The 24,891-nt window shown below is 55.9% G+C and carries 23 protein-coding genes; 8 read left to right on the top strand and 15 right to left on the bottom strand.

The genetic code is table 11. From position 1 onward, the window contains the following. The first annotated feature begins 28 nt into the window (after positions 1 to 28). On the top strand, positions 29 to 895 hold the full coding sequence (gene yghU, locus K7B04_RS08840; protein ID WP_223803848.1) for a glutathione-dependent disulfide-bond oxidoreductase: 867 nt from the start codon (positions 29 to 31) through the stop codon (positions 893 to 895). Between the two features lie 33 nt (positions 896 to 928). On the opposite strand, the gene K7B04_RS08835 is transcribed toward yghU, so the two are convergent. Further along, complete coding sequence (locus tag K7B04_RS08835) at positions 929 to 1,219, bottom strand: DUF2623 family protein (protein WP_163448695.1); 291 nt, start codon at positions 1,217 to 1,219, stop codon at positions 929 to 931. A gap of 190 nt (positions 1,220 to 1,409) precedes the next feature. Between K7B04_RS08835 and K7B04_RS08830 the strand changes: the two genes are divergently transcribed. Beyond that, on the top strand, positions 1,410 to 2,450 hold the full coding sequence (locus K7B04_RS08830; protein ID WP_223803847.1) for an aldo/keto reductase: 1,041 nt from the start codon (positions 1,410 to 1,412) through the stop codon (positions 2,448 to 2,450). A gap of 64 nt (positions 2,451 to 2,514) precedes the next feature. On the opposite strand, the gene K7B04_RS08825 is transcribed toward K7B04_RS08830, so the two are convergent. Continuing rightward, positions 2,515 to 3,009 carry a TIGR00645 family protein gene (locus K7B04_RS08825; RefSeq protein WP_064542423.1) on the bottom strand — a complete coding sequence of 165 codons (495 nt, stop codon included), beginning with the start codon at positions 3,007 to 3,009 and terminating at the stop codon, positions 2,515 to 2,517. Positions 3,010 to 3,079: 70 nt separating this feature from the next. Continuing rightward, on the bottom strand, positions 3,080 to 3,589 hold the full coding sequence (locus K7B04_RS08820; protein WP_223803846.1) for an RNA helicase: 510 nt from the start codon (positions 3,587 to 3,589) through the stop codon (positions 3,080 to 3,082). 103 nt (positions 3,590 to 3,692) lie between these two features. On the opposite strand from K7B04_RS08820, the gene K7B04_RS08815 reads away from it, so the two are divergent. Together K7B04_RS08815 and K7B04_RS08810 are read left to right on the top strand one after the other, a co-directional pair. Then, on the top strand, positions 3,693 to 4,088 hold the full coding sequence (locus K7B04_RS08815) for a hypothetical protein (RefSeq protein WP_223803845.1): 396 nt from the start codon (positions 3,693 to 3,695) through the stop codon (positions 4,086 to 4,088). Between the two features lie 2 nt (positions 4,089 to 4,090). Continuing rightward, positions 4,091 to 4,534: a cytoplasmic protein gene (locus K7B04_RS08810; protein WP_223803844.1), complete on the top strand. Its 444-nt coding sequence runs from the start codon at positions 4,091 to 4,093 to the stop codon at positions 4,532 to 4,534. Here K7B04_RS08810 and K7B04_RS08805 read toward each other — a convergent pair. The 5 genes from K7B04_RS08805 to exbB form a co-directional block, all read right to left on the bottom strand. After that, positions 4,507 to 6,039, bottom strand: a complete 1,533-nt coding sequence (locus K7B04_RS08805; RefSeq protein ID WP_223803843.1) for a glycoside hydrolase 43 family protein — start codon at positions 6,037 to 6,039, stop codon at positions 4,507 to 4,509. The two genes, K7B04_RS08810 and K7B04_RS08805, sit on opposite strands and share 28 nt — an antisense overlap. 10 nt (positions 6,040 to 6,049) lie before the next feature. Then, positions 6,050 to 7,468 (bottom strand): MFS transporter, encoded by a 1,419-nt coding sequence (locus K7B04_RS08800; protein ID WP_167575013.1) that lies wholly within the window; start codon positions 7,466 to 7,468, stop codon positions 6,050 to 6,052. Between the two features lie 154 nt (positions 7,469 to 7,622). Beyond that, the gene (locus tag K7B04_RS08795) at positions 7,623 to 9,074 is read right to left on the bottom strand and encodes a methyl-accepting chemotaxis protein (RefSeq protein ID WP_223803842.1); all 1,452 of its coding nucleotides are present in this window, start codon (positions 9,072 to 9,074) and stop codon (positions 7,623 to 7,625) included. Between the two features lie 232 nt (positions 9,075 to 9,306). Continuing rightward, complete coding sequence (gene exbD, locus K7B04_RS08790) at positions 9,307 to 9,732, bottom strand: TonB system transport protein ExbD (protein WP_064542400.1); 426 nt, start codon at positions 9,730 to 9,732, stop codon at positions 9,307 to 9,309. A gap of 6 nt (positions 9,733 to 9,738) precedes the next feature. Further along, complete coding sequence (gene exbB, locus K7B04_RS08785; protein WP_163448492.1) at positions 9,739 to 10,470, bottom strand: tol-pal system-associated acyl-CoA thioesterase; 732 nt, start codon at positions 10,468 to 10,470, stop codon at positions 9,739 to 9,741. Positions 10,471 to 10,721: 251 nt separating this feature from the next. Between exbB and metC the strand changes: the two genes are divergently transcribed. Together metC and yghB are read left to right on the top strand one after the other, a co-directional pair. Beyond that, positions 10,722 to 11,909 (top strand): cystathionine beta-lyase, encoded by a 1,188-nt coding sequence (gene metC / locus K7B04_RS08780; protein WP_223803841.1) that lies wholly within the window; start codon positions 10,722 to 10,724, stop codon positions 11,907 to 11,909. A gap of 244 nt (positions 11,910 to 12,153) precedes the next feature. Then, positions 12,154 to 12,813: a DedA family general envelope maintenance protein YghB gene (yghB, locus tag K7B04_RS08775; protein ID WP_163448488.1), complete on the top strand. Its 660-nt coding sequence runs from the start codon at positions 12,154 to 12,156 to the stop codon at positions 12,811 to 12,813. A 102-nt stretch (positions 12,814 to 12,915) separates the two neighbouring features. On the opposite strand, the gene K7B04_RS08770 is transcribed toward yghB, so the two are convergent. Beyond that, the gene (locus K7B04_RS08770; RefSeq protein ID WP_163448486.1) at positions 12,916 to 13,806 is read right to left on the bottom strand and encodes an AraC family transcriptional regulator; all 891 of its coding nucleotides are present in this window, start codon (positions 13,804 to 13,806) and stop codon (positions 12,916 to 12,918) included. A gap of 196 nt (positions 13,807 to 14,002) precedes the next feature. Between K7B04_RS08770 and yqhD the strand changes: the two genes are divergently transcribed. Together yqhD and dkgA are read left to right on the top strand one after the other, a co-directional pair. After that, positions 14,003 to 15,166, top strand: a complete 1,164-nt coding sequence (gene yqhD, locus K7B04_RS08765) for an alcohol dehydrogenase (protein WP_064542384.1) — start codon at positions 14,003 to 14,005, stop codon at positions 15,164 to 15,166. A gap of 204 nt (positions 15,167 to 15,370) precedes the next feature. Next, positions 15,371 to 16,198, top strand: a complete 828-nt coding sequence (gene dkgA / locus K7B04_RS08760) for a 2,5-didehydrogluconate reductase DkgA (RefSeq protein ID WP_163448484.1) — start codon at positions 15,371 to 15,373, stop codon at positions 16,196 to 16,198. Positions 16,199 to 16,263: 65 nt separating this feature from the next. Here dkgA and K7B04_RS08755 read toward each other — a convergent pair whose 3' ends face one another. The 6 genes from K7B04_RS08755 to K7B04_RS08730 form a co-directional block, all read right to left on the bottom strand. Continuing rightward, the gene (locus K7B04_RS08755; RefSeq protein WP_223803840.1) at positions 16,264 to 18,483 is read right to left on the bottom strand and encodes a YgiQ family radical SAM protein; all 2,220 of its coding nucleotides are present in this window, start codon (positions 18,481 to 18,483) and stop codon (positions 16,264 to 16,266) included. A gap of 138 nt (positions 18,484 to 18,621) precedes the next feature. After that, the gene (gene ftsP, locus K7B04_RS08750; RefSeq protein WP_163448480.1) at positions 18,622 to 20,034 is read right to left on the bottom strand and encodes a cell division protein FtsP; all 1,413 of its coding nucleotides are present in this window, start codon (positions 20,032 to 20,034) and stop codon (positions 18,622 to 18,624) included. A gap of 100 nt (positions 20,035 to 20,134) precedes the next feature. After that, positions 20,135 to 20,872 (bottom strand): 1-acylglycerol-3-phosphate O-acyltransferase, encoded by a 738-nt coding sequence (locus K7B04_RS08745; RefSeq protein ID WP_163448478.1) that lies wholly within the window; start codon positions 20,870 to 20,872, stop codon positions 20,135 to 20,137. 214 nt (positions 20,873 to 21,086) lie between these two features. Continuing rightward, complete coding sequence (gene parC / locus K7B04_RS08740) at positions 21,087 to 23,345, bottom strand: DNA topoisomerase IV subunit A (RefSeq protein ID WP_167575008.1); 2,259 nt, start codon at positions 23,343 to 23,345, stop codon at positions 21,087 to 21,089. A gap of 110 nt (positions 23,346 to 23,455) precedes the next feature. Further along, entirely contained in the window at positions 23,456 to 24,322 is an 867-nt protein-coding gene (locus K7B04_RS08735; RefSeq protein ID WP_223803839.1) for an AraC family transcriptional regulator, read from the bottom strand. Between the two features lie 71 nt (positions 24,323 to 24,393). Then, complete coding sequence (locus K7B04_RS08730; RefSeq protein WP_064542358.1) at positions 24,394 to 24,789, bottom strand: NirD/YgiW/YdeI family stress tolerance protein; 396 nt, start codon at positions 24,787 to 24,789, stop codon at positions 24,394 to 24,396. Between the last annotated feature and the right edge of the window lie 102 nt (positions 24,790 to 24,891).

Genomic DNA, 24,891 nt, shown 5'->3' with positions numbered 1-24,891 from the left:
ACACATCATCAAAATAAGGCGAGCGATTATGTCAGAGAACACCTATCAGCCCCCCAAAGTCTGGGAATGGAAGCAAAACAACGGCGGCGCATTTGCCAATATCAACCGCCCGATTTCCGGTGCCACTCATGAACAAGCGCTGCCGGTAGGCCAGCATCCCCTCCAGCTTTACTCTCTTGGCACGCCAAACGGCCAGAAAGTCACGATTATGCTCGAAGAACTGCTGGCGGCAGGCGTCACGGAAGCGGAGTACGACGCGTGGCTTATTCGCATTGGCGAAGGCGATCAGTTCTCCAGCGGCTTTGTGGAAGTGAACCCAAACTCGAAGATTCCGGCATTGAGCGACCACGCCACCACGCCGCCAACCCGCGTGTTTGAGTCTGGCAACATCCTGCTCTATCTGGCGGAAAAATTTGGCCATTTCCTGCCCAAAGATCCGGCCGGGCGCACCGAAACGCTGAACTGGCTATTCTGGCTACAGGGCTCAGCCCCGTTCCTCGGCGGCGGTTTTGGTCACTTTTATAACTACGCGCCGGTGAAGATTGAGTACGCGATTGACCGCTTCACCATGGAAGCCAAACGTCAACTGGACGTGCTGGACAAACAGCTGGCGCGCGGGCGCTACGTGGCTGGGGAAGAGTACACCATCGCCGATATCGCCATCTGGCCATGGTATGGCAACGTGGTGCTCGGCAACGTCTACGGCGCGGCGGAATTCCTTGATGCGGGAAGCTACAAGAACGTGCTGCGCTGGGCGCAGGATATCGCCAGCCGCCCGGGCGTGAAGCGCGGCCGTATTGTCAACCGTACCAATGGACCGTTGAATGAGCAGCTGCACGAACGTCATGCCGCCAGCGATTTTGACACCAATACGGAAGATAAGCGTCAGCAGTAATGGCTTGATTGACCGGGTGCCTGGCGCCCGGTTTTATTGCCCTTCCAGCCGGTATCCCGCCATAAAGTAGCGAACGGTCGTGCTGGAGTCATGCTCTTTAAAGAAGTCCATCACCATTTCTTTATCCAGCCCGTAGCGCCGCGTCAGAATCCCCGCTTCCCAGGCGCTGAGCTGCCGGTCGCCGGTCCTCTCAAACATTCGGTGCGAAAAGCCCAGCACAAAGCCGCGTTTATAGTCGGCGCAAAAACCAATCACCTTTTGCGCGCTATCGGCATAAGACGCCTGCAGCCCCGCCATCAGCCCTTTGCCAAAATGGTTATCCATTTGTGTTCCCTCAATCGTTATATATAAAATTATATATCGATTATTTGAGCGCTGGCTAGCGCTATTTAAACGCGAATCCTGAAGAGGAAGCCTTCAGCCAATTCCCGGCACTGTGATCGCGCCGACGGGCATTCATACGCAAAGCAAGTATTCTGGAAACAGCGTTTCAAAAATAAGAGAAGGAGATGTTATGGCCTGGCAAGCAAACCCAGCCCGTTATGAACAGATGCAGTATCGCTACTGCGGCCGCAGCGGTTTACAGCTTCCTGCGCTGTCCCTCGGCCTATGGCACAGCTTTGGTCATATTCACGCGCTAGACGACCAGCGCGCCCTGCTGCGCAAAGCCTTTGACTGCGGCATTACCCACTTCGATCTGGCGAATAACTACGGCCCGCCGCCGGGCAGCGCCGAGGAGAACTTTGGCCGCCTGTTACGGGAAGATTTTGCCGGTTATCGCGATGAGCTCATCATCTCAACCAAAGCGGGTTATGACATGTGGCCAGGGCCATACGGGTCCGGCGGCTCGCGTAAATATCTGCTGGCCAGTCTCGACCAAAGCCTACAGCGTATGGGGCTGGAATACGTCGATATCTTTTATTCGCACCGCGTCGATGAGCGCACTCCGATGGAAGAGACCGCCAGCGCGTTAGCTCAGGCGGTGCAAAGCGGTAAAGCGCTGTACGTTGGTATCTCGTCCTACTCTTCCGAACGCACTCAAGCGATGGTAGAACTGCTGCGCGAGTGGAAAATTCCGCTGCTGATTCATCAACCTTCTTATAATCTGCTCAACCGCTGGGTCGACAAGAGCGGTCTGCTGGATACGCTTGAGCGCAACGGCGTGGGCTGTATTGCCTTTACCCCGCTGGCGCAAGGGCTGCTAACCGGAAAATACCTGAACGGCATTCCGGAAGGTTCGCGGATGCAGGTGGAAGGCAAAAAGGCGCGCGGTCTGACGGAAAATATGCTGAGTGAGAGCAACCTGAGCAGTCTGCGCTTACTCAACGATATGGCGCAACAGCGCGGGCAATCAATGGCGCAAATGGCCTTGAGCTGGCTGTTGAAAGACAGCCGCGTGACGTCGGTGCTGATTGGCGCCAGTCGACCAGAGCAAATTGAAGAGAACGTGAAGGCGCTGGAAAACCTGCACTTCTCCCACGAGGAGCTGACGCAAATTGATAAGCATGTGGCGGATGGTCAGCTAAATCTGTGGCAGGCGTCGTCGGATAAGTAGGACCGTACCGAAAACGTGAATGGGTAGGCCAGACAAGCGTAGCGCCACCGTCCGGCCTACATCGCTATTTTTTCGCGCGGGTCAGACTATCGAGGTAACCCATCACAAACGCTGAAAGTACAAAAGTCAGGTGAATAATCACGTACCACATCAGCTTGTTATCCGGGACGTTTTTGGCATCCATAAACACCCGTAACAGGTGAATAGACGAGATAGCCACAATCGAAGCCGCCACTTTGTTTTTCAGCGAGGTGGCGTCCATTTTGCCCAGCCAGTTCAGTTTCTCTTTGTGTTCACTGATATCGAGCTGCGAGACAAAATTTTCATAGCCGGAGAACATCACCATCACCAGCAGGCCGCCGACCAGCGTCATATCCACCAGCGACAACAGGGTCAGGATTAAATCGGCTTCCGCCATGCTGAAGATATTCGGCAGCACATGCAGGATCTCCTGAAAGAACTTCAGGGTTAAGGCCAGCAGCGCCAGTGAGAGGCCAAAATAAACCGGGGCGAGGATCCAGCGCGATGCATACATCGCATTTTCCAGAAAGCGTTCCATAGTGTCCTGTTTTCGAGTCAAATTCGCCCTAGTATATCGCAATCACATAACATCATATCAACACTTCGGCTTACACATCGTGGGGACGAATAAAGGGACGCTGGAAGTCCGGCCAAACCAACGCCACCAGTTCGGGATAGGCTTCCTGAGCAAATTCCTCGTAGCACCGCTGCAGGCTGAGCACCACCGGGTCGACGTCGGTCACCCGCTCGCCTTTCAGGCAGCGGCGTTTAATCTCATCGTAATACTCATAGACGGCGCCATTGAGATTCCGGCAACGTTCCTGCGCTTCAAACAGGCCCGCTTTTTCTTTTAGCTGCTCTGTCGACATACGCTTAATTGTCGATTGAACAAAATCGATATACTCGTGGTTAATACGCCAGTACCAGGAAGGGGTAATCCGGCTCATGAGCCCGGCAAAATGATTTTCGCCTTCGTCTTTGTTCAGCGGCGCGGGGGCCGGAGCGGGAACGGTTTCATTATTGGTATCAGACGGTGCGTTATTTTGACCATACATAAAAAATAAAATAATGACGGTAAGTAACAGCAACACCATCACAAAATAAATAATACCGCTCATGGTTTTCTCCACTTTTTTTGATTTTAAAAGTGCGTCATGTTAATGTCAACGAACCTCACTATAATAAAAAACATTCTCCAGCCATTCGACAGACGACGCCTATATGATAGCTGAAACCCTTATCCCAGCCCGTTTCTGCATCGCCGCTATAGATGCGGAAAACAAGGATACGCCGCCAGGCCAGCAGGCTGAGCAGGAGAAAGCCTCGCTCGCCACATGGCAGGACGAGATATTGATTGGCGGCGGTCAATCGCGTACCCCATTGGTTGAGGAACGCGATCGTCATATTAAAGACAGATTATATCGCATCGCTAAAATTGAAGCTTTTGCACTTATGCTAAATAACCTGGTGGTTCAGGGGGAGATCTCCGCGCTGGAGTTAAGTCAAATTATGGAGTTAAAAACTCAGGAGATAAATGAGGACGGTAATAAAATCTGGCTTAATTTAATGACCCAGGAAAGAACCGCGCCAATGTTTTATAATCTAACGGATAAGTGAGCATGAAACTTGTCGATGTTAGCGCGACTAATATAGCGTTAAGCCCACAACTCAGTGATGAGACCATTCTTCAGCGTAATTTGCAGACGCTGCGTGAGGAAAAAAACGCCGAGGGGCGTCGCATTTCCGGCCTTTCCGAACCCATTCCCGCAGCGCTGGTGAAAATGAAGTGGCAGCATCGCCGCGAAATCTATGGTTATCAAATTAAAGAAGAGATCTTCGGCGCCGCGCTATGTGAAGTGATGGCGCGTTACCCCCATCTGCGCGACAAAATTCTGGCGCATACGGAATCCTGCTATCAGCACGTCCTGAATCGGGAGGCCGCAACGCTTGAGATTAGCCGCGGCCTCGCCGATGGTCATTACCGCACGTCTAACGTCATCCTGAAAATTGAAAAGAACGACGAAAAACGCCCGGATCAGCCGATAATGTCGATGGCAAAGTGATCAAACGAGCAGCTTCCGCGCTGCGCCTGGCTTTCTAACGACACTGCTACCAGTCCCACTTTTGCCCCAACCCACTTCCCTTTGCCTGCGGCGAAAGGCTGAGTCACCCGCTGCCAGTTCACCTCACCGCTACGCCAGGCAAAGCGGCAGATGCCGCCGTGAGAGACCTCGACCTGCATTGCGCAGGTGGCGCTATCCAGCGTCGCAATGACCTCGCGGCGTTCGCGTACCACGCCCGCATCGCTCATCCAGCCGGTCAGCCACAGCAGTCGATGCTGCCCGTCACGTTTTTCCAGCAGCAGCGCGGCATAACGTTCACCGTAAATAACCAGACCACCCGCATCGCCGTTAGCTTCAGCGTTCAGCGTCAGCGTGGTTTCGGCGCTAAACTGCCAGGCCGGAAATTTCTGCAGCAGCAGGTTGGGCAGCCAATAGAAATATTGTTTCTCTTCACCGCAAGGGAGTTCGCAGCAGCGGAGATTCAACTGGCCATCGCCCGGCAGCAGCCACTGGGGATCCGGATTAGCCTGCCACTGCCACTGTAGACCCGGCACGCCTGAGGCAAAATCATCGCTGGTTTGCGGCTGTGATGGCACCGCCGGCGCTAAGCTCGCCGGACGCGGCCAGTGCATCACCGGTTGCCCGGCGCCGTCATCCCCCAGCGGCTCGCCGATACGCGGCCAACCGTCCTGCTCCCAGCGCATTGGCTGGAGGTGAACGATGCGTCCATACAGATGCGCATCCTGGAAATGGACAAACCAGCATTCGCCGTCGTCCAGCTCAACCCAGCCACCCTGATGTGGACCATTAACCGGGGTTTCCCCCTGAAACAGAACGTTTTTCGCCTCCCAGGGGCCACTCATGCTGCGGGCGCGCAGCACCGTTTCCCAGCCGGTTTCGACACTGCCCGCAGGGGCAAAAATGTAGTACCAGCCGCCGCGCTTGTAGACTTTTGGCCCTTCGAGCGTCGGCTGGTCGCAGCTACCATCATAAATAATCTGCCCTTCCCCGCGCAGCGAAGTGCCGTCCGGCGACATGGCGAACAGTTGAAGCTGGTGTTTAATTCCGCTACGACTATGGGCAAAGGCGTGGACCAGCCAGGCGTCACCATTGTCATCCCAGAACGGGCAGGGGTCGATCCAGCCTTTCGCGGGCTGAACGCAGTGTGGCGGGCTCCATTCGCCCCACGGATCGTCGGTCCGACACATGAAAATACCTTCATCCGGAGTGCTGAAAAAGACCCACAGGTGATTGTCGTGCCAACGAATCGACGGCGCCCATACGCCTTTTCCCGGCTGGTACTGGTCGTAACCCGCCAGGGGTAACGACTGAAAAACATGGTTGATGATCTGCCAGTTCACCAGATCGGTCGAATGCAGGATCGGCAGCGCGGGCATATGGTTGAAGCTCGACGAAACCATAAAGAAGTCGCCGCCGACGCGAACAATATCGGGATCCGAATAGTCGGCGCAGAGGATCGGGTTATGATAATCATGTGATGTCATCGTCGTTTCCTCAGGCTTTATGTAATACGCCGCTGACGGCTTGCGGCTCAGCTTGCACCGCCGCCTGTTGCCGTGCGGAAAGGTCGCGTTGAATGGTCGCCATGGCGCGGTCATCCAGCTTATAGAAGCGCGACAGCCACCATAACACCAGATACGAAAGCGATGGCCCCAGCGTCAGCAGGCCAACGATGCCCATCGTCGCCATCGGTGTTTGTTCGGTAACGCCTGCCTGATAGCCAAACAGCCCCAGCGAGAAACCGACTACCGCTCCAGCGACCGCCATCCCCATTTTCAGCGCAAACAGGTTGCCGGAGTAGGACAGGCCAGTAATACGGCGGCCAAACTTCCACTCACCATAGTCGGCGGCGTTCGCCATCATGTTCCATTTAAACGGTTGATACATCTGATGGAAGAATCCCACAAGGAAGTACAAAGGGAACACGACCGGTAGCCAGGTTGGAGGCACGAAGAACATCACCACACCTACTGCGACCAGCAGCAGGTTAATGTTTTTAAACAGCGAAACCGCACGGTAACGCTTCGCCAGCCAGCCCGCCGCGATGCTGCCGATAATGGTACCGACCACGCTAGTCGAGACAAATGCCGACTTCATCGCCGTCCCGGCCGCAGACTCAACGCCGCCCATCATCAAATAAGTGGCGTAATACAGCGTTGCCGCGCTGCGCATCACCCCAGCCATGCTGGAGAAGAAGGTAATGATCGCCACAATGCGCCACTGATCGTTTGCCAGCAGCGAGCGCAGATCTTCGCGAATGCTGCCCTGCTGCTCCACCGCGGGCGCCACGCGCTCTTTGGTGGAGAAGAAGCAGAAGGCCAGCATCACAATGGCGATGGCCCCCATAATGCCCATGGTGGCCTGGAAGCCGAACTGCTTATCTTCTTTACCCAGGTAGTCGACCAGAAACAGTGTGGCGACGGAGACCATCAAACCGGCCACGGAAGAGATCGTAAAACGATAAGATTGTGCCGACAGGCGATCTTTCTCATCGCGGGTGATCACACCACCCAACGCACAGTAGGGAATATTGATAAAGGTGTAACACAACATCAGCAAGGTGTATGTCAGGTAGGCATAAACCAGCTTACCGGAAGCGCCAAAATCGGGCGTGGTGAAGGTCATCACCGCCAGCACGGCGTAGGGAATCGCAAACCAGATCAGCCATGGTCGGAAGTGGCCCCAGCGGGTTTTTACCCGGTCGGCCACGATACCGGTGAGCGGGTCGGTTATCGCATCCAGCACGCGCGTCACCAGGAACATCACCCCTACCGCCGCCGCGGAAAGACCGTAAATATCGGTGTAAAACCAAGTCAAAAACATCGTGACCGAAGAGTAGACAATACCGCAGGCGGCATCGCCCATGCCGTATCCCAGCTTTTCGGTAATAGACAACTTCGTATCGTTTGCCACACGTATATCCTCCTGAATTGAAGTGGTTTCACTGTAGGAGGATGGGGTGGGCAATTATATTGTCATTTTTCGTACCGGTATTATGTTTTCTGGCAACTGCGAAAGTTGTCACATAACTGGATTATTTGTCATACACCTTTCATTTTTTGTGACCTTACACCAACCGGAACACCGAAATAGCCGACTTCAGTTCACCGGTATGCTGCTGTTGCTGATGCGCGACCTGTATAGTTTGCGCCACGTGTTGCACGTTCTCCTGCACGCTGGCATCGATATGCGCAATACTGCCTTTCATCTGTAATACGCTGGCGCGCTGCTGGTCGCTCATCGATGACAACACATCAACACAGGCCTGTAGACTGTCGATGTTATTGATGATTGCCGCCATGGTTTTCCCCGCTCTTTCAACCTGCTCTGTGCCCTGATGGGTGCTCTCGACGGAAGCGGCCACCAGCTGGCGAATGTCCCGCGCCGCACCTTCACAGCGCAGCGCCAGGGTACGGACTTCAGCTGCCACCACCGCAAACCCTTTCCCATGAGCACCGGCCCGCGCAGCTTCGACGGAAGCATTGAGCGACAGAATATTGGTCTGGAAGGCAATGCCGTCGATAAGTTCAAGGATGCCGCCGATCTTCAGCGACTCATCACGAATGTGCGACATGGACGCCATGGCTGAACGGATATTCTCCCCCCCTTCCCGCGCCACTGCGCTGGCCTGCCCGGCGAGTTCGCGCGCTTCGCTGGCCTTCTCACTGGTTAACGATGCCGCACTGGCAAGCTGCTCCATGGCGCTGGCAGTGACCGCCAACGACCGCGCCTGGCTGTCGGTGCGTTCGGAGAGCGCGGTGTTACGTTGCAGCAGCGTCTGCGAGGCATCCAGCAGTTGCGATACATTACCGCTGACCTGCTCAAGCGTATTGCGCATGGCGTCCAGCGTCAGGCTAAAGGTTTTCGCAAAAGGTGAGCGGCTGGTTTTGGTGTCACGCTCCAGCGTCAGGTAGCCCGACTCACGGTTAATGACCGCCGCCAGCTTCGCGACCTCGCTGGCCGACCGTGCGTCCTGCTCCATCCGCACCGCCAGGAAGACCAGGAATACCGTCTGCGCCACCACATACACCGCGTGCATAATCACCATGTGTAAACCAGCGTGCATAAACACGGTGATATTAAACAACCCATATTCCTGTAAATAATTAAATACCAGGTGGTGAGCGGCAATCACCCCTGCGCCCATAATCAATGGCCGCCAGTCGCGCCAGGCGAGCAGCGCTGACAGCAAAACAAATACCGAGAAATGATATTCGGTCTCGCCGCCGCCAAGCTGAATCAGCAGTGCGGAATAGGCCATTAGAATAAACGCATAAACTAAGCGTGTGATGAGTTTGCCCGCAAAAAGCAGCGTCATCAGGGTGGCAAGCCCCGCCAGAATCGTCGCCACCAGCAGCGCCAGACTGGTGTTATCATTCATCCAGCCCACGCCCAGCGAAACGGCCCACATCACCCAGGCCAGCACCAATAATAGCCGGTCTGCTCTTTGACGAATCGAGGATAACGAGATCAAGTCGCGATGCGAGCTATCAGCTTGTCGCAAAGTTATTATGCCCATGATATTTTCCGTCCGCTGTAGATATATATTATTGTTAGCGTTCAGAATTAAGCGTAGGAAGGTTATTTAAGACTAGCCACTCTGATATTTAAAATATATTGCAACACTTAAGCACTGCTAAATATTATTTAAATAATTTCAGATATGACTCGCTGAAATTAGACTTAAGATAAATATTATATTACTAAGAGAAGAATAACGGATGGCGCTGAATGCGCCATCCGGGATGAGATTATTTTTTCGCGACGGTCTCTTCGCCAACCAGTCCAATCTTCAGATAGCCGGCCTGATGCAGGGTATCCATGACCTTCATCATCGTTTCATAGTCTACCGTTTTATCGGCGCGGAAGAAGATCGTGGTGTCTTTCTTGCCTTCCGTCAGCGCATCCAGCGCCGGCACCATGCTGTCATCGGTAATGGGGTCGTTACCGAGGAACATCGATTTATCCGCTTTCACCGACAGGTAGACCGGTTTTTCCGGGCGCGGCTGCGGCTGGCTGGAGGAGGCCGGCAGATTGACTTTGACATCAACCGTCGCCAACGGCGCGGCGACCATAAAGATAATCAACAGAACCAACATGACGTCGATAAACGGCGTCACGTTGATTTCATGCATTTCGCCGGTATCGTCCAGATTTTCATTAAGACGCATTGCCATAGGGCATTAACCTACTCGTAATTTCTGGGCGGTACGAACCGGATGCACGCCGCTGGCGCTCAGATCCAGATCGCGACTCTGCAGCAGCAGAACCTGCGCAGCCACATCGCTCAGGTTAGCTTTGAAGCCACCGATGAGGCGCGCGAAGACGTTATAGATAACCACCGCCGGAATCGCGGCGAACAGGCCAATAGCCGTTGCCAGCAGCGCTTCTGCGATACCTGGCGCCACAACGGCCAGATTCGTGGTTTGCGTCTGGGCGATACCGATAAAGCTGTTCATGATGCCCCACACGGTACCGAACAGGCCGACGAACGGAGAGATAGCGCCGATAGTCGCCAGGAAACCGTTACCGCGTCCCATATGACGGCCTACCGCCGCCACACGACGCTCCAGGCGGAAACCGGTACGTTCTTTAATCCCTTCGTTATCTTCCGAACCCGCAGAGAGCTCCAGCTCGTTCTGCGCTTCGTTGATTAACTGGCTACTCAGGCTCTGCGCGTCAAACGCGGCGGCCGTTTCGTGCGCCTGATTGAGGGAACGCACATCCGCTAACAGTTTCTGCTCGCGCTTGAGGCGGCGCTTGTGAGAAAGGAGCTCTGCACCTTTACTGAAGAAAATTGCCCAGGTGACGACGGATGCCAGTATCAAGCCAATCATGACCACTTTAACCACGATGTCGGCATGATGATACATACCCCAAACGGAGAGATCCGCCTGCATCAAATTATTACCCACTGTGTATCTCCAGGACGTAAATCACAAAATCTGAGCACAATAATATCAAAACAACGCCGAATTGATAGTAGTTCTCATTAGTATTTACATATTGACTCAAATCACACTTACTTTCCTTGCGCTTACGCAGTAAAAAAGTTTTCTGCACGGTTTTTGGCAAAATTTTCTGCTGTATGCACGAGGAACGCTACATCGCCGAGGCAATCGTGATAATTTAGACGTCCAGACGTATAAAAACAGGTATACCCAACATGGCAGACAAGCACCTCGATACCGCGCTGGTTAACGCCGGACGCAGCAAAAAGTACACCCAGGGATCGGTGAACAGCGTGATTCAACGCGCCTCGTCGCTGGTTTTTGACACGGTCGCCGCCAAGAAGCATGCGACCCACAACCGCGCTAACGGCGAGCTGTTTTATGGCCGTCGCGGCACGCTCACCCATTTCTCGCTACAGGAAGCCATGTGTGAGCTTGAAGGCGGCGCCGGCTGCGCCCTCTTCCCCTGCGGCGCGGCGGCGGTGGCGAATACTATCCTGGCCTTCGTTGAACAGGGCGACCACGTGCTGATGACCAACACCGCCTATGAACCGAGCCAGGATTTTTGCACCAAAATTCTCCGTAAGCTCGGCGTCACCACCAGTTGGTTCGACCCCATGATTGGCGCAGAGATTGCAAATCTGATTCAGCCGAACACCAGAATCGTGTTCCTCGAATCTCCGGGTTCCATCACCATGGAAGTTCACGACATCCCGGCGATCGTTTCCGCCGTTCGCAGCGTCGCCCCTGAAGCCATCATCATGATCGACAACACCTGGGCGGCAGGCGTGCTGTTTAAGGCGCTCGATTTTGGCATCGATATTTCGATTCAGGCGGGCACCAAGTATCTGATTGGTCACTCAGATGCCATGGTCGGCACGGCGGTATCGAACGAGCGCTGCTGGGCACAACTGCGTGAGAATGCCTATTTGATGGGGCAGATGCTCGACGCCGACACGGCCTATATGACCAGCCGCGGCCTGCGCACGCTCGGCGTGCGTCTGCGTCAGCACCATGAAAGCAGCCTGAAAGTCGCCGAATGGCTGGCGCAACAGCCGCAGGTGGCGCGCGTCAATCATCCGGCGTTACCGGGCAGCAAAGGGCATGAATTCTGGAAACGCGACTTCACCGGCAGCAGCGGCCTGTTCTCCTTCGTACTGAACAAGCGCCTGAATAATGAAGAGTTGGCAAACTATCTCGACCACTTCTCGCTGTTCAGCATGGCCTATTCCTGGGGCGGCTTCGAATCGCTGATTCTGGCTAATCAGCCGGAAGAGCTGGCCAGCATTCGTCCGGACGGGGTGATTGATTTTGAAGGTACGCTCATTCGCCTGCACATTGGTTTGGAAAACGTTGACGATCTGATTGCGGATTTAGCGGCAGGATTCGCCCGCATCGTGTAACATAGCCTGAGCCCGGTACGGTCAGTGCCGGGTGGGTTAGCAATATTTTTGGCGCGTCCAGCGGAGGCGCCACCGATGTTGAGAACAGTCGGTTCCCGAGTTCACATCACCGCCAGGCGTAAACCTATGTACCCGGTTGTCAGCCAGACTGAACAATGCGGCTTCATTTGTTGCGTCCGGGATCAAGGTGTTCTTCAGAATTCGGGCGTACAATAGGCGAAAACGCTGTTCCACAGGAATGTCCATGGTCGTTATTCAAGATATTGTCGCCGCGCTTTGGCAGCACGATTTTGCTGCACTGGCGAATCCGCACGTCGTGGGAGTCGTTTATCTGGTCATGTTTGCCACGTTGTTTCTGGAAAACGGCCTGCTCCCCGCATCATTTTTACCCGGTGATAGCCTGTTGCTATTGGCGGGAGCGCTCATTGCCAAGGGCGTCATGGGCTACGTCCCTACCCTCGTCATTCTGACGACGGCCGCCAGCCTTGGCTGCTGGTTGAGTTACATCCAGGGGCGCTGGTTGGGCAACACTAACGTCGTGAAAGGTTGGCTGGCGCAACTGCCGGACAAATACCACCAGCGCGCGACCTGCATGTTTGACCGTCACGGTCTGCTGGCGCTGCTCGCGGGTCGCTTCCTGGCGTTCGTGCGCACACTGCTGCCAACGATGGCGGGAATTTCCGGTCTGCCTAACCGCCGCTTCCAGTTGTTTAACTGGCTGAGCGCGCTGCTGTGGGTTGGCGTGGTCACAGGCTTTGGCTATGCCATCAGTATGATTCCGTTTGTGAAGCGTCATGAAGATCAGGTGATGACGTTCCTGATGGTGCTGCCGATCTTCCTGCTGGTTGCCGGGCTGCTCGGCACGGTGATCGTGGTTATCAAGAAAAAATACTGCGACGCCTGATCGCGGCGCCGTACAATCTGTAGGCCGGATAAGGCGTTTACGCCGCATCCGGCAATGTGCAGCAGCGTAGCCTGATGGTGCTACGCTTATCAGGCCTAACCGTTACATTCCGCGCAGTCTTGCCGCATCCTCGCCCGGCGTCAGGCCGAAAAACCGTTTAAACTCTCGACTGAACTGCGACGCGCTCTCGTAGCCCACCTGCATCGCCGCCGCGCTGGCCTTCAGGCCGTCGTGCGCCATCATCATCCGAGCTTTATGCAGCCGATAGGCTTTCAGATATTGCAGCGGCGAAGTACTGGTTACCGACTTAAAATTATGGTGAAACGCCGACAGGCTCATATTGGCCTCGGCGGCCAGCTGATCGACGCTCAGCGTTTCGGTGTACTGGCTCTCAATCCGCTTAAGCACGCGGCTGATCTGGCTGAAGTGAGTCTGGCGGCTCACCAGCGCCATCAGCGCGCCGCCGCGCGGCCCGGTGAGCACGTGGTAGAGCATTTCGCGGATAATTTGCTTGCCGAGAATACGGGCGTCCAACGGACGTTCCATCACGTCCAGCAGGCGCTCGGCTGCGCAAAGAATCTCTTCGGACAACGTCGCCGAGTTAATCCCGCTCTCTGCCATCGCCGGGCGGAACAGCGGGTCTTCACCGATATCCATGAGCAATTCCTGGAGCTGGAAAATATCGACATCGAGGCGTAACCCGGCCAACGGCGCTTCAGCGGTGGCAAAAGTTTCACATTCGAAGGGTAAAGGTACGGTGAGCAGCAGATATTCATTGGCGTCGTAGCGAAAGGTACGATCGTTGATATAGCCAATTTTATAGCCGGAAAAGAGAAACACGATGCCCGGCCGGTACATAACCGGCGTGCGTCCACTGGGCTGACTGCCGTAGATCAGCTGAATGTCAGGCAGCAGGGTACGCAGGTTTTGTTCGTTATTTTTCAGCTGCTTAATTTTTTCTGTCAGCAGTGCACAGATCGCTTCACGGTTCATCAACGAAGGCTCCAGATACCTTTTTTCACGCTCTCATTGTGGCCGTGATTGACGTGATTCTCCAGCCTTATGGAGAAATGGGCAAGACAAACGCAGAAATGTGCATTGAGAGGTACGGCAACGAGGACCACAATGATGTCATTCGGCGACGACCTTCGCCGCCTTGTTTTTCCATCCACCAAGAAGGGAACGAGCAATGTTTAATTTTGATCTTCACACCCCGACCCGCATTCTGTTCGGTAAAGGCGCTATCGAAAATCTGCGCGCTCAGATCCCCGCTGACGCTCGCGTGCTGATCACCTACGGCGGCGGCAGCGTGAAAAAAACCGGCGTGCTGGACCAGGTACTGACCGCACTGAAGGGACTGGACGTGCTGGAATTTGGCGGTATTGAGCCAAACCCGTCCTATGAAACGCTGATGAACGCGGTGAAAATTGCCCGCGAACAGAAAGTGACCTTCCTGCTGGCGGTCGGCGGCGGTTCCGTTCTGGACGGCACCAAATTTATCGCCGCGGCAGCGCACTATGATGCAAGCATCGACCCGTGGGAAATCCTCGAAACCTACGGCAGCAACGTTAACAGCGCCATCCCGATGGGTTCCGTTCTGACCCTGCCAGCGACCGGCTCCGAGTCGAACAAAGGCGCGGTTATCTCCCGTAAAACTACCGGCGACAAGCGTGCCTTTATGTCTTCGCACGTCCAGCCGCAGTTTGCCATTCTTGACCCGGTTTACACCTACACTCTGCCGCCGCGTCAGGTCGCGAACGGCGTGGTTGATGCCTTCGTGCACACCGTTGAGCAGTACGTCACCTATCCGGTTGACGGCAAAATTCAGGACCGTTTCGCCGAAGGCATTCTGCTGACGCTGGTTGAAGAAGGCCCGAAAGCGCTGAAAGATCCGGAAAACTACGACGTGCGCGCCAACATTATGTGGGCAGCGACTCAGGCGCTGAATGGCCTGATTGGCGCAGGCGTACCGCAGGATTGGGCAACCCATATGCTGGGCCACGAACTGACCGCCATGCACGGGCTGGATCACGCCCAAACGCTGGCTATCGTTCTGCCTGCGCTGTGGAATGAAAAACGTGAAACCAAGCGCGCCAAACTGCTGCAATATGCTGAACGCGTCTGGAACATTACCGAAGGTTCTGACGATGCGCGTATTGACGCCGCTATCGCCGCAACCCGCAGCTTCTTCGAACAAATGGGCGTGCCGACTCGCCTGTCCGACTACGGTCTGGACGGCAGTTCCATTCCGGCGCTGCTGAAAAAACTCGAAGAGCACGGTATGACCAAACTGGGTGAAAATCAGGATATTACCCTTGAAGTGAGCCGCCGTATTTACGAAGCAGCCCGTTAAGCCCTTCCTCACTTTTTGCTCTAAGCATGTCGAGCTCACTCCAGAAGCTTACACCCGTAAGTGACTGGGGTGAGCAGACTCAGACAACGCATCTGCTGCTTGAAAGGCGACGAACAAGCTTTCGTTTTTGCATATTTCGACCAGACTTAATCATACAAATCTTATCGGGGCATGCCCCGATAAGCTGATGAAAAGGAGAAATGCATGACACATCCAACCGTGATTAAACTGCACGATGGCAATGTAATGCCGCAGCTGGGCCTCGGCGTATGGCAGGCCAGTAATGAAGAAGTGGTTACCGCAATCCACAAAGCGATTGAGGTCGGCTACCGTTCTATTGATACTGCCGCCGCCTACAAGAACGAGTCGGGCGTGGGCAAAGCCATTCACAGCGCGGGCGTGGCGCGTGAGGATCTGTTCATCACCAGCAAACTGTGGAATGACTCCCATCTGCGCGCCGCCGACGCGCTGCAGGAGAGCCTGGAACATTTACAGCTGGACTACCTCGATCTGTATCTGATCCACTGGCCGGTCCCCGCATCTGACCACTATATCCAGGCCTGGAAAGCGCTGATTGACCTGCAAAAGCAGGGGCTGGTGAAGAGCATCGGCGTGTGTAACTTCCAGGTTCCACATCTGCAACGGCTGATTGATGAGACCGGCGTCGCACCGGTGATTAACCAGATTGAACTGCATCCGCTAATGCAACAACGTCAGTTGAACGCGTGGAACGCTACCCACAAGATTCAGACCGAATCCTGGAGCCCGCTGGCGCAGGGCGGCGAAGGCGTTTTCGATCAGAAAGTCATCCGTCATCTTGCCGACAAATACGGCAAAAGCCCGGCGCAGATTGTCATTCGCTGGCACCTCGACAGTGGTCTGGTGGTCATTCCGAAATCGGTCACGCCATCACGCATCGCCGAGAACTTCGACGTCTGGGATTTCCGCCTGGATAAAGACGAACTAGGCGACATCGCAACCCTGGATAAAGGCAAGCGGTTAGGCCCGGATCCAGACCAGTTCGGCGGTTAACCGCAAAAGCCCGGCAATCGCCGGGCTTTTTTAAGGCATCATCTCACTGCCGGGATGACCTGTTCTTAACGGCCAGCCGCCGTTTTACTGTGCTTCTTCGCACCGGCTTTGACTGGACGAGATGGCGCTGATGGCGCTTTCTTTGCTCCCGCAGGCGTCTGGCGTTGATGCGCCACCGGCGTGTGCTTGGTCAGCGCCGGACGGGTATTGCGGTTCTGGCGACGCGCTTCGCGCATTTCATCGATTGTCGGCGCAGGCACCAGACAATCGCGACGGCTGCCGATCAGGTGCTTTTTGCCCATCGCTTCCAGCGCGGTGCGAATCAGCGGCCAGTTAGCCGGATCGTGGTAGCGCAGCAGCGCTTTGTGCAGACGGCGCTGCTTATCGCCCTTCGGAATCACCACGTCCTCACTCTTATAACCAATCTTACCCAGCGGGTTCTTGCCGGTGTAATACATGGTGGTTGAGTTCGCCAGCGGCGACGGATAGAAGTTCTGCACCTGATCCAGGCGGAAGCGGTGCTGCTTGAGCCACAGCGCCAGGTTCACCATATCTTCGTCGCGCGTCCCCGGGTGGGCGGAGATAAAATACGGAATCAGATACTGCTCTTTCCCGGCCTGTTTCGAATAGGTGTCGAACAGCTCTTTGAAGCGGTGATAGCTGCCCATCCCCGGCTTCATCATTTTCGACAGCGGCCCTTCTTCGGTGTGCTCCGGCGCAATCTTCAGGTAGCCGCCGACGTGGTGCGTCGCCAGCTCTTTGATATAGCGCGGATCTTCCACCGCCAGATCGTAACGCACGCCGGAGGCAATCAGGATCTTCTTCACCCCTTTCAGCTCGCGGGCGCGACGGTACAGGTTGATGGTCGGCGTGTGGTCGGTATCCATATGCGGACAGATTTCCGGATACACGCAGGAGAGACGACGGCAGGTTTGCTCGGCGCGCGGCGATTTACAGCGCAGCATGTACATGTTAGCGGTTGGTCCGCCCAGATCCGAAATAATGCCGGTAAAGCCGGGAACAGTGTCGCGAATGGCTTCGATCTCATTGATGATCGAATCTTCCGAACGACTCTGAATAATGCGCCCTTCGTGCTCGGTAATCGAGCAGAAGGAACAGCCGCCAAAGCAGCCGCGCATGATGTTGATCGAGAAGCGGATCATCTCATACGCCGGAATGCGCGCTTTGCCGTATGACGGATGCGGCACGCGCTGGTATGGCAGGGCAAACACGCTGTCCATCTCTTCGGTAGAGAGCGGAATGGCGGGTGGGTTGATCCAGATATAGCGATCGCCCTGCTTCTGCATCAGCGCGCGGGCGCTGCCCGGGTTGGTTTCATGATGCAGAATACGCGACGCGTGAGCGTACAGCACTTTGTCGCCCTTCACTTTCTCGAAGGACGGCAGCAGCACATAGGTTTTTTCCCACGGCTTCGGGCGCGGCGGCTGTACGGTGATGGCCTTGGCTTCCTGCTTTTTCGGCGCGACGGGTTTGTTGTCGGCGCACGGCAGGTCGTCGCCATACGGGTGCGGAATCGGGTCGATTTTCCCCGGGGTGTCGATGCGGGTGGAGTCGACGCCAGACCAGCCCGGCAGCGCCTCTTTGACGATAATCGCCGTATTACGCACGTCGTGGATTTCAGTAATCTTTTCACCCTGCGCCAGACGGTGCGCCACTTCCACCAGCGGACGTTCGCCGTTGCCGAACATCAACATGTCTGCTTTGGCGTCAATCAGCACTGAACGACGGACGGTATCCGACCAGTAGTCATAGTGCGCGGTACGACGCAGGCTGGCTTCGATGCCGCCGAGAATCACCGGCACATCTTTCCACGCTTCTTTACAGCGCTGGGTATAGACCAGCGTCGCGCGATCCGGGCGCTTGCCCGCGACGTTGTCCGGGGTGTAGGCGTCGTCATGGCGCAGCTTACGGTCGGCGGTGTAGCGGTTGATCATCGAGTCCATATTGCCGGCGGTCACGCCGAAGAACAGGTTCGGTTTACCCAGACGCATAAAGTCGTCTTTGCTGTTCCAGTCAGGCTGGGCGATGATCCCCACGCGGAAGCCCTGCGCTTCCAGCATACGGCCACAAATTGCCATGCCGAAGCTCGGATGGTCGACATAGGCGTCGCCGGTTACCAGAATGATGTCGCAGCTATCCCAGCCAAGTTGATCCATCTCTTCACGTGACATCGGCAAAAACGGAGCCGGCCCAAAGCAGGCGGCCCAGTACTGCGGCCAGGAGAAAAGGTCGCGATCCGGTTGGATCAGGGAGATAGCGCTCATAATGCTTCCAAAAAATTGGCAAAAAAATAATCAAAGGTCGGGGATTATAAGCCCGATTGTCCTATGAATGAAGCGGGAATTTTTAGGTTCGTGTAAGTCCCGGCGTCGCTGCGCTCGGCCGGGCTACGGAGGGGGAACTTACGGCGCCGGGTTCACCAGAATCTGTCCAATAGAACCGCGGTCTGCCAGCTCCAGCGTTTGGCTGGCGTACTGGAACGGGAAGTGGGGCCACGACGGCTGGCCATAATAGACCAGCAGCTCGACCTGACCATCAACCCAGACGGTGTCTTTCCAGCCCCGGTCCTCCGGCAACGCCATCGCGCCGTTAACGTTGCGGATCTGGAACATCACCCCTTCAATATGGAACGACTGCGGCGCGTCGGCGCGAACCGTCCAGCGCTCCCACGTCCCCTGCTGCGCGGTAATATCGATTCGCTGCGGGTCCCACAGCTGACCGTTGATGCCAGGATCGTCGCTCAACTGGATATCGCGGCTGCGAATCGGCGTACCGCTGAGGATTTCCGTCGGCAGGATGCGCATCGGTAAGTTATCGGTCACTAACGGCAGCAGCCCCGTCGGACGAAGGGTCAGTACCAGCGTAGAAACCAGAATGCTCGATGGCTCGAAGAAGCCGCGGATACGATCCATGATGCTGGCGGATTCACCGCAGGTGATAGACACTTCATCACCGTTGGTCATGTCCACCAACACTTCCCGACGTTCACCCGGGGCAAGCGACAGCTGAGTGGTGGAGACCGGCGCGGGTAAGAAACCCTGATCGCTGGAGATGACGTGCAACGCGCGGCCATCGCTCATGCGCAGCATATAGCGGCGCGAGTTAGAGGCATTGAGCAGGCGCAGGCGTACCCAGCCGCGGGAAACCTCCACATAGGGCCCCTGCACGCCGTTCACCAGCAGCGTGTCGCCGACGAAACCACCGCTGCCCGGCTCTTCGTAGACTGGCGTACCAAAATTATCCAGACGCTTGTCCTGAATAATGATCGGGAAGTCGTCCACACCGTAATGGTTGGGGAAAGGTAAGGACTTACTAACTTCATCTTCGATCAGCCACATCCCCGCGAGGCCGTTATAGACCTGCTGAGCCATGTGATTCGGCGTATTGGCCTGATACCACAGCGTGGCGGCACTCTGACGAATTGGCAACACTGGCGCCCAGTCGGCATTCGGCGTCATCATTCGCGCCGCGCCGCCGATCAGCGGCCCCGGCACCTGCAGACCGCGTACGGTCATCGCGACGTTTTCGGTGAGCCGGTTACTGTAGATAAGCTTAACGTCATCGCCGCTCCAGACACGGATCGTCGGCCCCAGATAGCGACCGTTGACGCCCCACACCGGCGCCCGGGTGCCCTGAGTGAACGACCAGTGCGCGCGCTGTAGCGTTAAGAACAGCGGCTGTCCGCGACGCGACTCCAGCAGCGGAGGCACCGGCAGCACGGGTTGTTTCCCCGCGGCCTGCGCCCTCAGCGGCACCGCGCCTGCACAAAGCGCAACGCCCGAAGCCTGAATAAACTGACGCCGACTGAGTGACATATAAGCTCCATCAAAACTGACAAATCAAAAGTGGGAAATCACTTTCCCGACAGCAAAACAATCTACGGCGCGAGCGTTTGCTCACGCCGTCAACAGGGCATTACTTTTTCGCGGCGGCTTCGCGCTGGGCCACTTCCTGGTCCAGCTCATCGATTTTAGCCTTCATCACTTCGCGGCAGTGCTTCGCCAGATCGCGCACCTGATCTTTGCCCCACGCGCTGGTGTCGATAGGATCCAGCATTTCCACAATCACCTGGCCGTTGTTCCAACGGTTGAGTTTGATTTTGTTGGAGGTATTCGATACGCACACCGGAATGATCGGCACGCCTGAAGCGATAGCGGCGTGGAACGCGCCGGTTTTGAACGGCAGCAGGCCGCGACCGCGGCTGCGGGTCCCTTCCGGAAACATCCAGAAGGAGATTTTGCGTTTCTGGAAAGTATTAACCACTTCGGCAATGGTGCCGTGCGCTTTCGCACGGTTGTTGCGGTCGATCAGCAGGTTACCCGTTAGCCAGTACAGCTGGCCGAAGAACGGGATCCACACCAGACTCTTTTTCCCTACCGTGACGGTGGGCGGCAGCACGATGTTCGCTGCGGTAACCATGTCATAGTTATTCTGATGGTTAGCAATATAGATGGCGTTGCCGAAGTTTTCCGCGCCGGCAGGCAGGCGGGTTTCAACCTTGAGACCAAAAACGGGCGCCAGGCGGCCAAACATATGGCCGAAGGTGGCGACGTGTTTTGGGTTACGCGGGCTGAACAGACAATAGATGCAGCCAAAAATGCATACCAGGATGCAGTAAATGACAACAATAATGACACGTAAAATAAATAGCATAGCGTCCTCTGAACCCTGAACCGCTTAGAATTATACCGTCGGTGCACGGCTGGCATGTACGTCAGGCGCACATTTCCAGCCAGGCATTACGGGCACGTATACCGGACAGGGCTTTGTTACTTGCAGACCCCTGCAAAAGGGTATTGTTAATCGCAACGGCTGAATTAACAACGGTTTTACAGCAAATTTTCCCCGCCCATCGGCGGGGAAAAACTTACTCTTCGCTATCGTCAACCTGCGCGCGTTGTGGCGAATCAATTTCCACGCGGTCGATTTTTTGCAGGCCGCGCATCAGCGTCCCACGGCGACCACGTTCGCCGGTCACTTTTTGCAGCTCTTCCGGACGCAGTTTGATCTTACGTTTGCCCACGTGGAAGGTCAGCGTGCTCTGCGGCGGCAGGATATACAGGTGCGCAAGGCTATCGGTGCCGTTGGCCGCTTCCGCCGACGGGATATTGATAATCTTGTTGCCCTTACCTTTCGACAGCTGCGGCAGGTCGCTCAATGGGAACATGAGCATACGGCCCGCGGCGGTGATCGCCAGCAGCATATCCGACTCGTCCTCAACAACCAGCGGCGGCATCACATGCGCATTTTCTGGCAGAGAGATCAGCGCCTTACCAGCACGGTTTCGCGCCACCAGATCGTTAAAGGTACACAGGAAACCATAACCCGCATCAGAGGCCATCAGCAGCTTGGTTTCATCGCCTTCCATCAGCATATGCTCGACGGTCGCGCCTGGCGGCAGCGTCAGTTTACCGGTGAGCGGCTCGCCCTGCCCGCGCGCGGACGGCAGCGTAATGGGGTCGATGGCGTAGCTGCGACCGGTGGTATCGACAAACACCACCGGCTGGTTGCTCTTGCCTTTCACCGACGCTTTCCAGCTGTCGCCCGATTTATAGCTCAGCCCCTGCGCATCGATGTCGTGGCCTTTGGCGCTACGCACCCAGCCCATCTGCGACAGCACAATGGTCACCGGCTCAGACGGCAGCATGTCGTGCTCGCTCATCGCTTTCGCTTCTTCACGCTCGTGCAGCGGCGAACGGCGGTCGTCACCGAAAGTATCAGCATCGGCCTGCAGTTCTTTCTTCAGCAGGTTGCTCATCTTGCGCTCAGAGGCAAGAATCGCCTGCAGCTGATCGCGTTCTTTCGCTAAATCATCCTGCTCGCCGCGAATCTTCATCTCTTCAAGTTTGGCGAGATGGCGCAGTTTCAGCTCAAGGATCGCTTCCGCCTGGGTTTCGCTGATGCCAAAGCGCGACATCAGTGCGGGTTTCGGCTCATCCTCGTTACGGATGATCTCAATCACTTCATCGATGTTGAGAAACGCCACCAGCAAACCTTCGAGGATATGCAGGCGCTTAAGCACTTTCTCCAGACGATAGTTCAGACGACGGCGCACCGTGTCGCGGCGGAACGCCAGCCACTCGGTGAGGATCTCCAGCAGATTTTTCACCGCCGGACGGCCGTCGAGGCCAATCATGTTCAGGTTGATGCGGTAGCTTTTTTCCAGATCGGTGGTCGCGAACAGGTGATGCATCACCGGCTCCATATCCACGCGGTTGGAACGCGGCACAATCACCAGGCGGGTCGGGTTCTCGTGGTCAGATTCATCACGCAGGTCGTCGACCATCGGCAGCTTTTTGTTGCGCATCTGGGCGGCAATCTGTTCCAGCACCTTGGCGCCGGAAACCTGATGCGGCAGCGCGGTAATCACCACCGCGCCGTCTTCTTTGGTCCACACCGCGCGCATGCGTACGGAGCCGCGACCGTTCTGGTAAATTTTGCGAATTTCCGCACGGGAAGTGATGATTTCCGCTTCGGTCGGGTAGTCCGGCCCCTGGACAATATCCAGCACTTCGTCGAGGGTGGTCTGCGGTTTTTCAATCAGCGTAATCGCCGCTTTCGCCACTTCGCGCAGGTTGTGCGGCGGGATATCCGTCGCCATGCCCACGGCAATACCGGTGGTGCCGTTCAGCAGGATGTTCGGCACGCGCGCAGGCAGCATTTTCGGCTCCTGCATCGTGCCGTCGAAGTTTGGCACCCAGTCAGCCGTCCCCTGCCCCAGCTCGCTTAACAGCAGCTCGGAGTATTTGGACAGGCGGGATTCGGTATAACGCATCGCCGCAAATGACTTGGGATCATCCGGCGCCCCCCAGTTCCCCTGGCCATCGACCAGCGGGTAACGGTAAGAGAACGGCTGCGCCATCAGCACCATAGCTTCATAGCAGGCGCTGTCGCCGTGCGGGTGATACTTACCCAGTACGTCACCAACGGTACGGGCGGATTTTTTAAATTTAGCGGTGGCGTTCAGCCCCAGCTCTGACATCGCGTAGACGATGCGGCGCTGTACCGGCTTCAGGCCGTCGCCAATAAACGGCAACGCACGATCCATGATCACGTACATGGAGTAGTTTAAGTAGGCGTTTTCCGTAAATTCATGTAGCGCAAGGCGCTCTGCCATATCGCTCATTAACAGGGGATCCTCAATCTGCATGCTGACCGTTCGGACGGCAATATTGCCGCAGATAATACCCTATCTCACGGTCTGAGTCACAAACCGTGAGACAGGTTGCGAGGAAGTTAACGAAGCGGCAGATAGATATCCGTCAGCAGCTCATGCTCCGCCACCTCATTGACGAAATTCAGGTACTGGAAGAAGACCGGAAAATCGCGCGGCGTCTCGCCGCTGACGGGTAGCCATTCACGGAATAAATACCACACGCTCTCCGGGAGGCTGTCGAGCGATCCCTGATGGCGCACTACCGCGCAGCGCCCGCCAGGAATCTCGCTATTCACCACGCCAACGTCATTTTCGGCTATCGGCTGGCGGACGCTGCCGCAGATATCAAAGCGGAATTGATCCGGCGGCGTCGTCTGCGGGTCGTGCCAGGCAATACCAAAGGTTTGACTGCTGGCAATCGGCGACTGGCCCGTTTCGCGCCGCCATGCGATAAATTTCGCCGCGCTGGCGTTGACCTTATCCGGATGCCCCAGATGCGTCAGCATCGCGACGCGGGTAGGTGGAAATTCAACGATTTTTACGTCCATTACATGCTGCTCCTGTAACGCAAGTTTAGGAACGCGTTGGTGCCAGGCCAGCCAGTCCGGCGATTGCCGAAACCGGCGCGGGCTTTGACCAAACGCGGTTTTGAAAGCACGTGTGAACGACTCCGGATTCTGGAACCCGGCATCCAGCGCGATATCGATAACTTTATCCTGCGGGTTAAACGCCAGCCGCCATGACGCACGGCGCAAACGCAACCACTGGATATAGCGATAGAGCGGAAGCCCGCTCCAGGCGGTAAACTGCCGGTGAAAATGAAACGGCGAGCTGTGCGCCATCCGGCTTAACGCCTCAATCGACAGAGGCTCATCCAGATGACGCTCAATGTGGTCGCAAACGCGCCGCAGGCGTTCGGAATAAGCCGCGCTTATCAGGTCATTCATCACTGCCTCCTTGTGGCCTATTCTGCCCACCGGGCGACGGTGAATCCTGACCGATCTTGCGCTGTGTGGGATTACGGATTCACTTTACGAATCTGCTTCACGTCGACTTCGACAGAGTTCCAGTCTTTATCCACTTCACCCTGAATTTCCACCAGATCTTGTGGGGAGATGGTCTGGCCGTTCCAGCGTTTGTGGTCAATATCGACATTGATGGTGCCGCTGGAATCTTTAAAGATATACAGATCGTCGGAAACACGCTCGGTGATATTACCGCGCAGCGTCACCCAGGTATCGTCACGCATTGATTTCGCGTTTGCCGCGGTGGTTACCGTTCCGCTAGGGCCGGTAAAGCCGCCGGTTTGCGTCGTCGTGGTGCTGGAAGGGCCGGAAAAACCGCCCTGGTTAGCGGCGAAGGCCGGTGCGGATGCCAGTGCCAGAATAGCGGCGAAAGCAGCAAGTTTCTTCATGATAATGTCTCCTTGTTATTGGCTATGCCACCTATTACACAGACCAATTCTTAACAACTTCTTAAGCGGAAAAAAGATTTTTTTTCGCTGTACAGCGGCGGT

Source organism: Kluyvera sp. CRP, assembly GCF_019930565.1.
Taxonomy (GTDB): Bacteria; Pseudomonadota; Gammaproteobacteria; order Enterobacterales; family Enterobacteriaceae; genus Kluyvera; species Kluyvera georgiana_A.
This window is presented reverse-complemented; position numbering and strand designations above follow the sequence as displayed.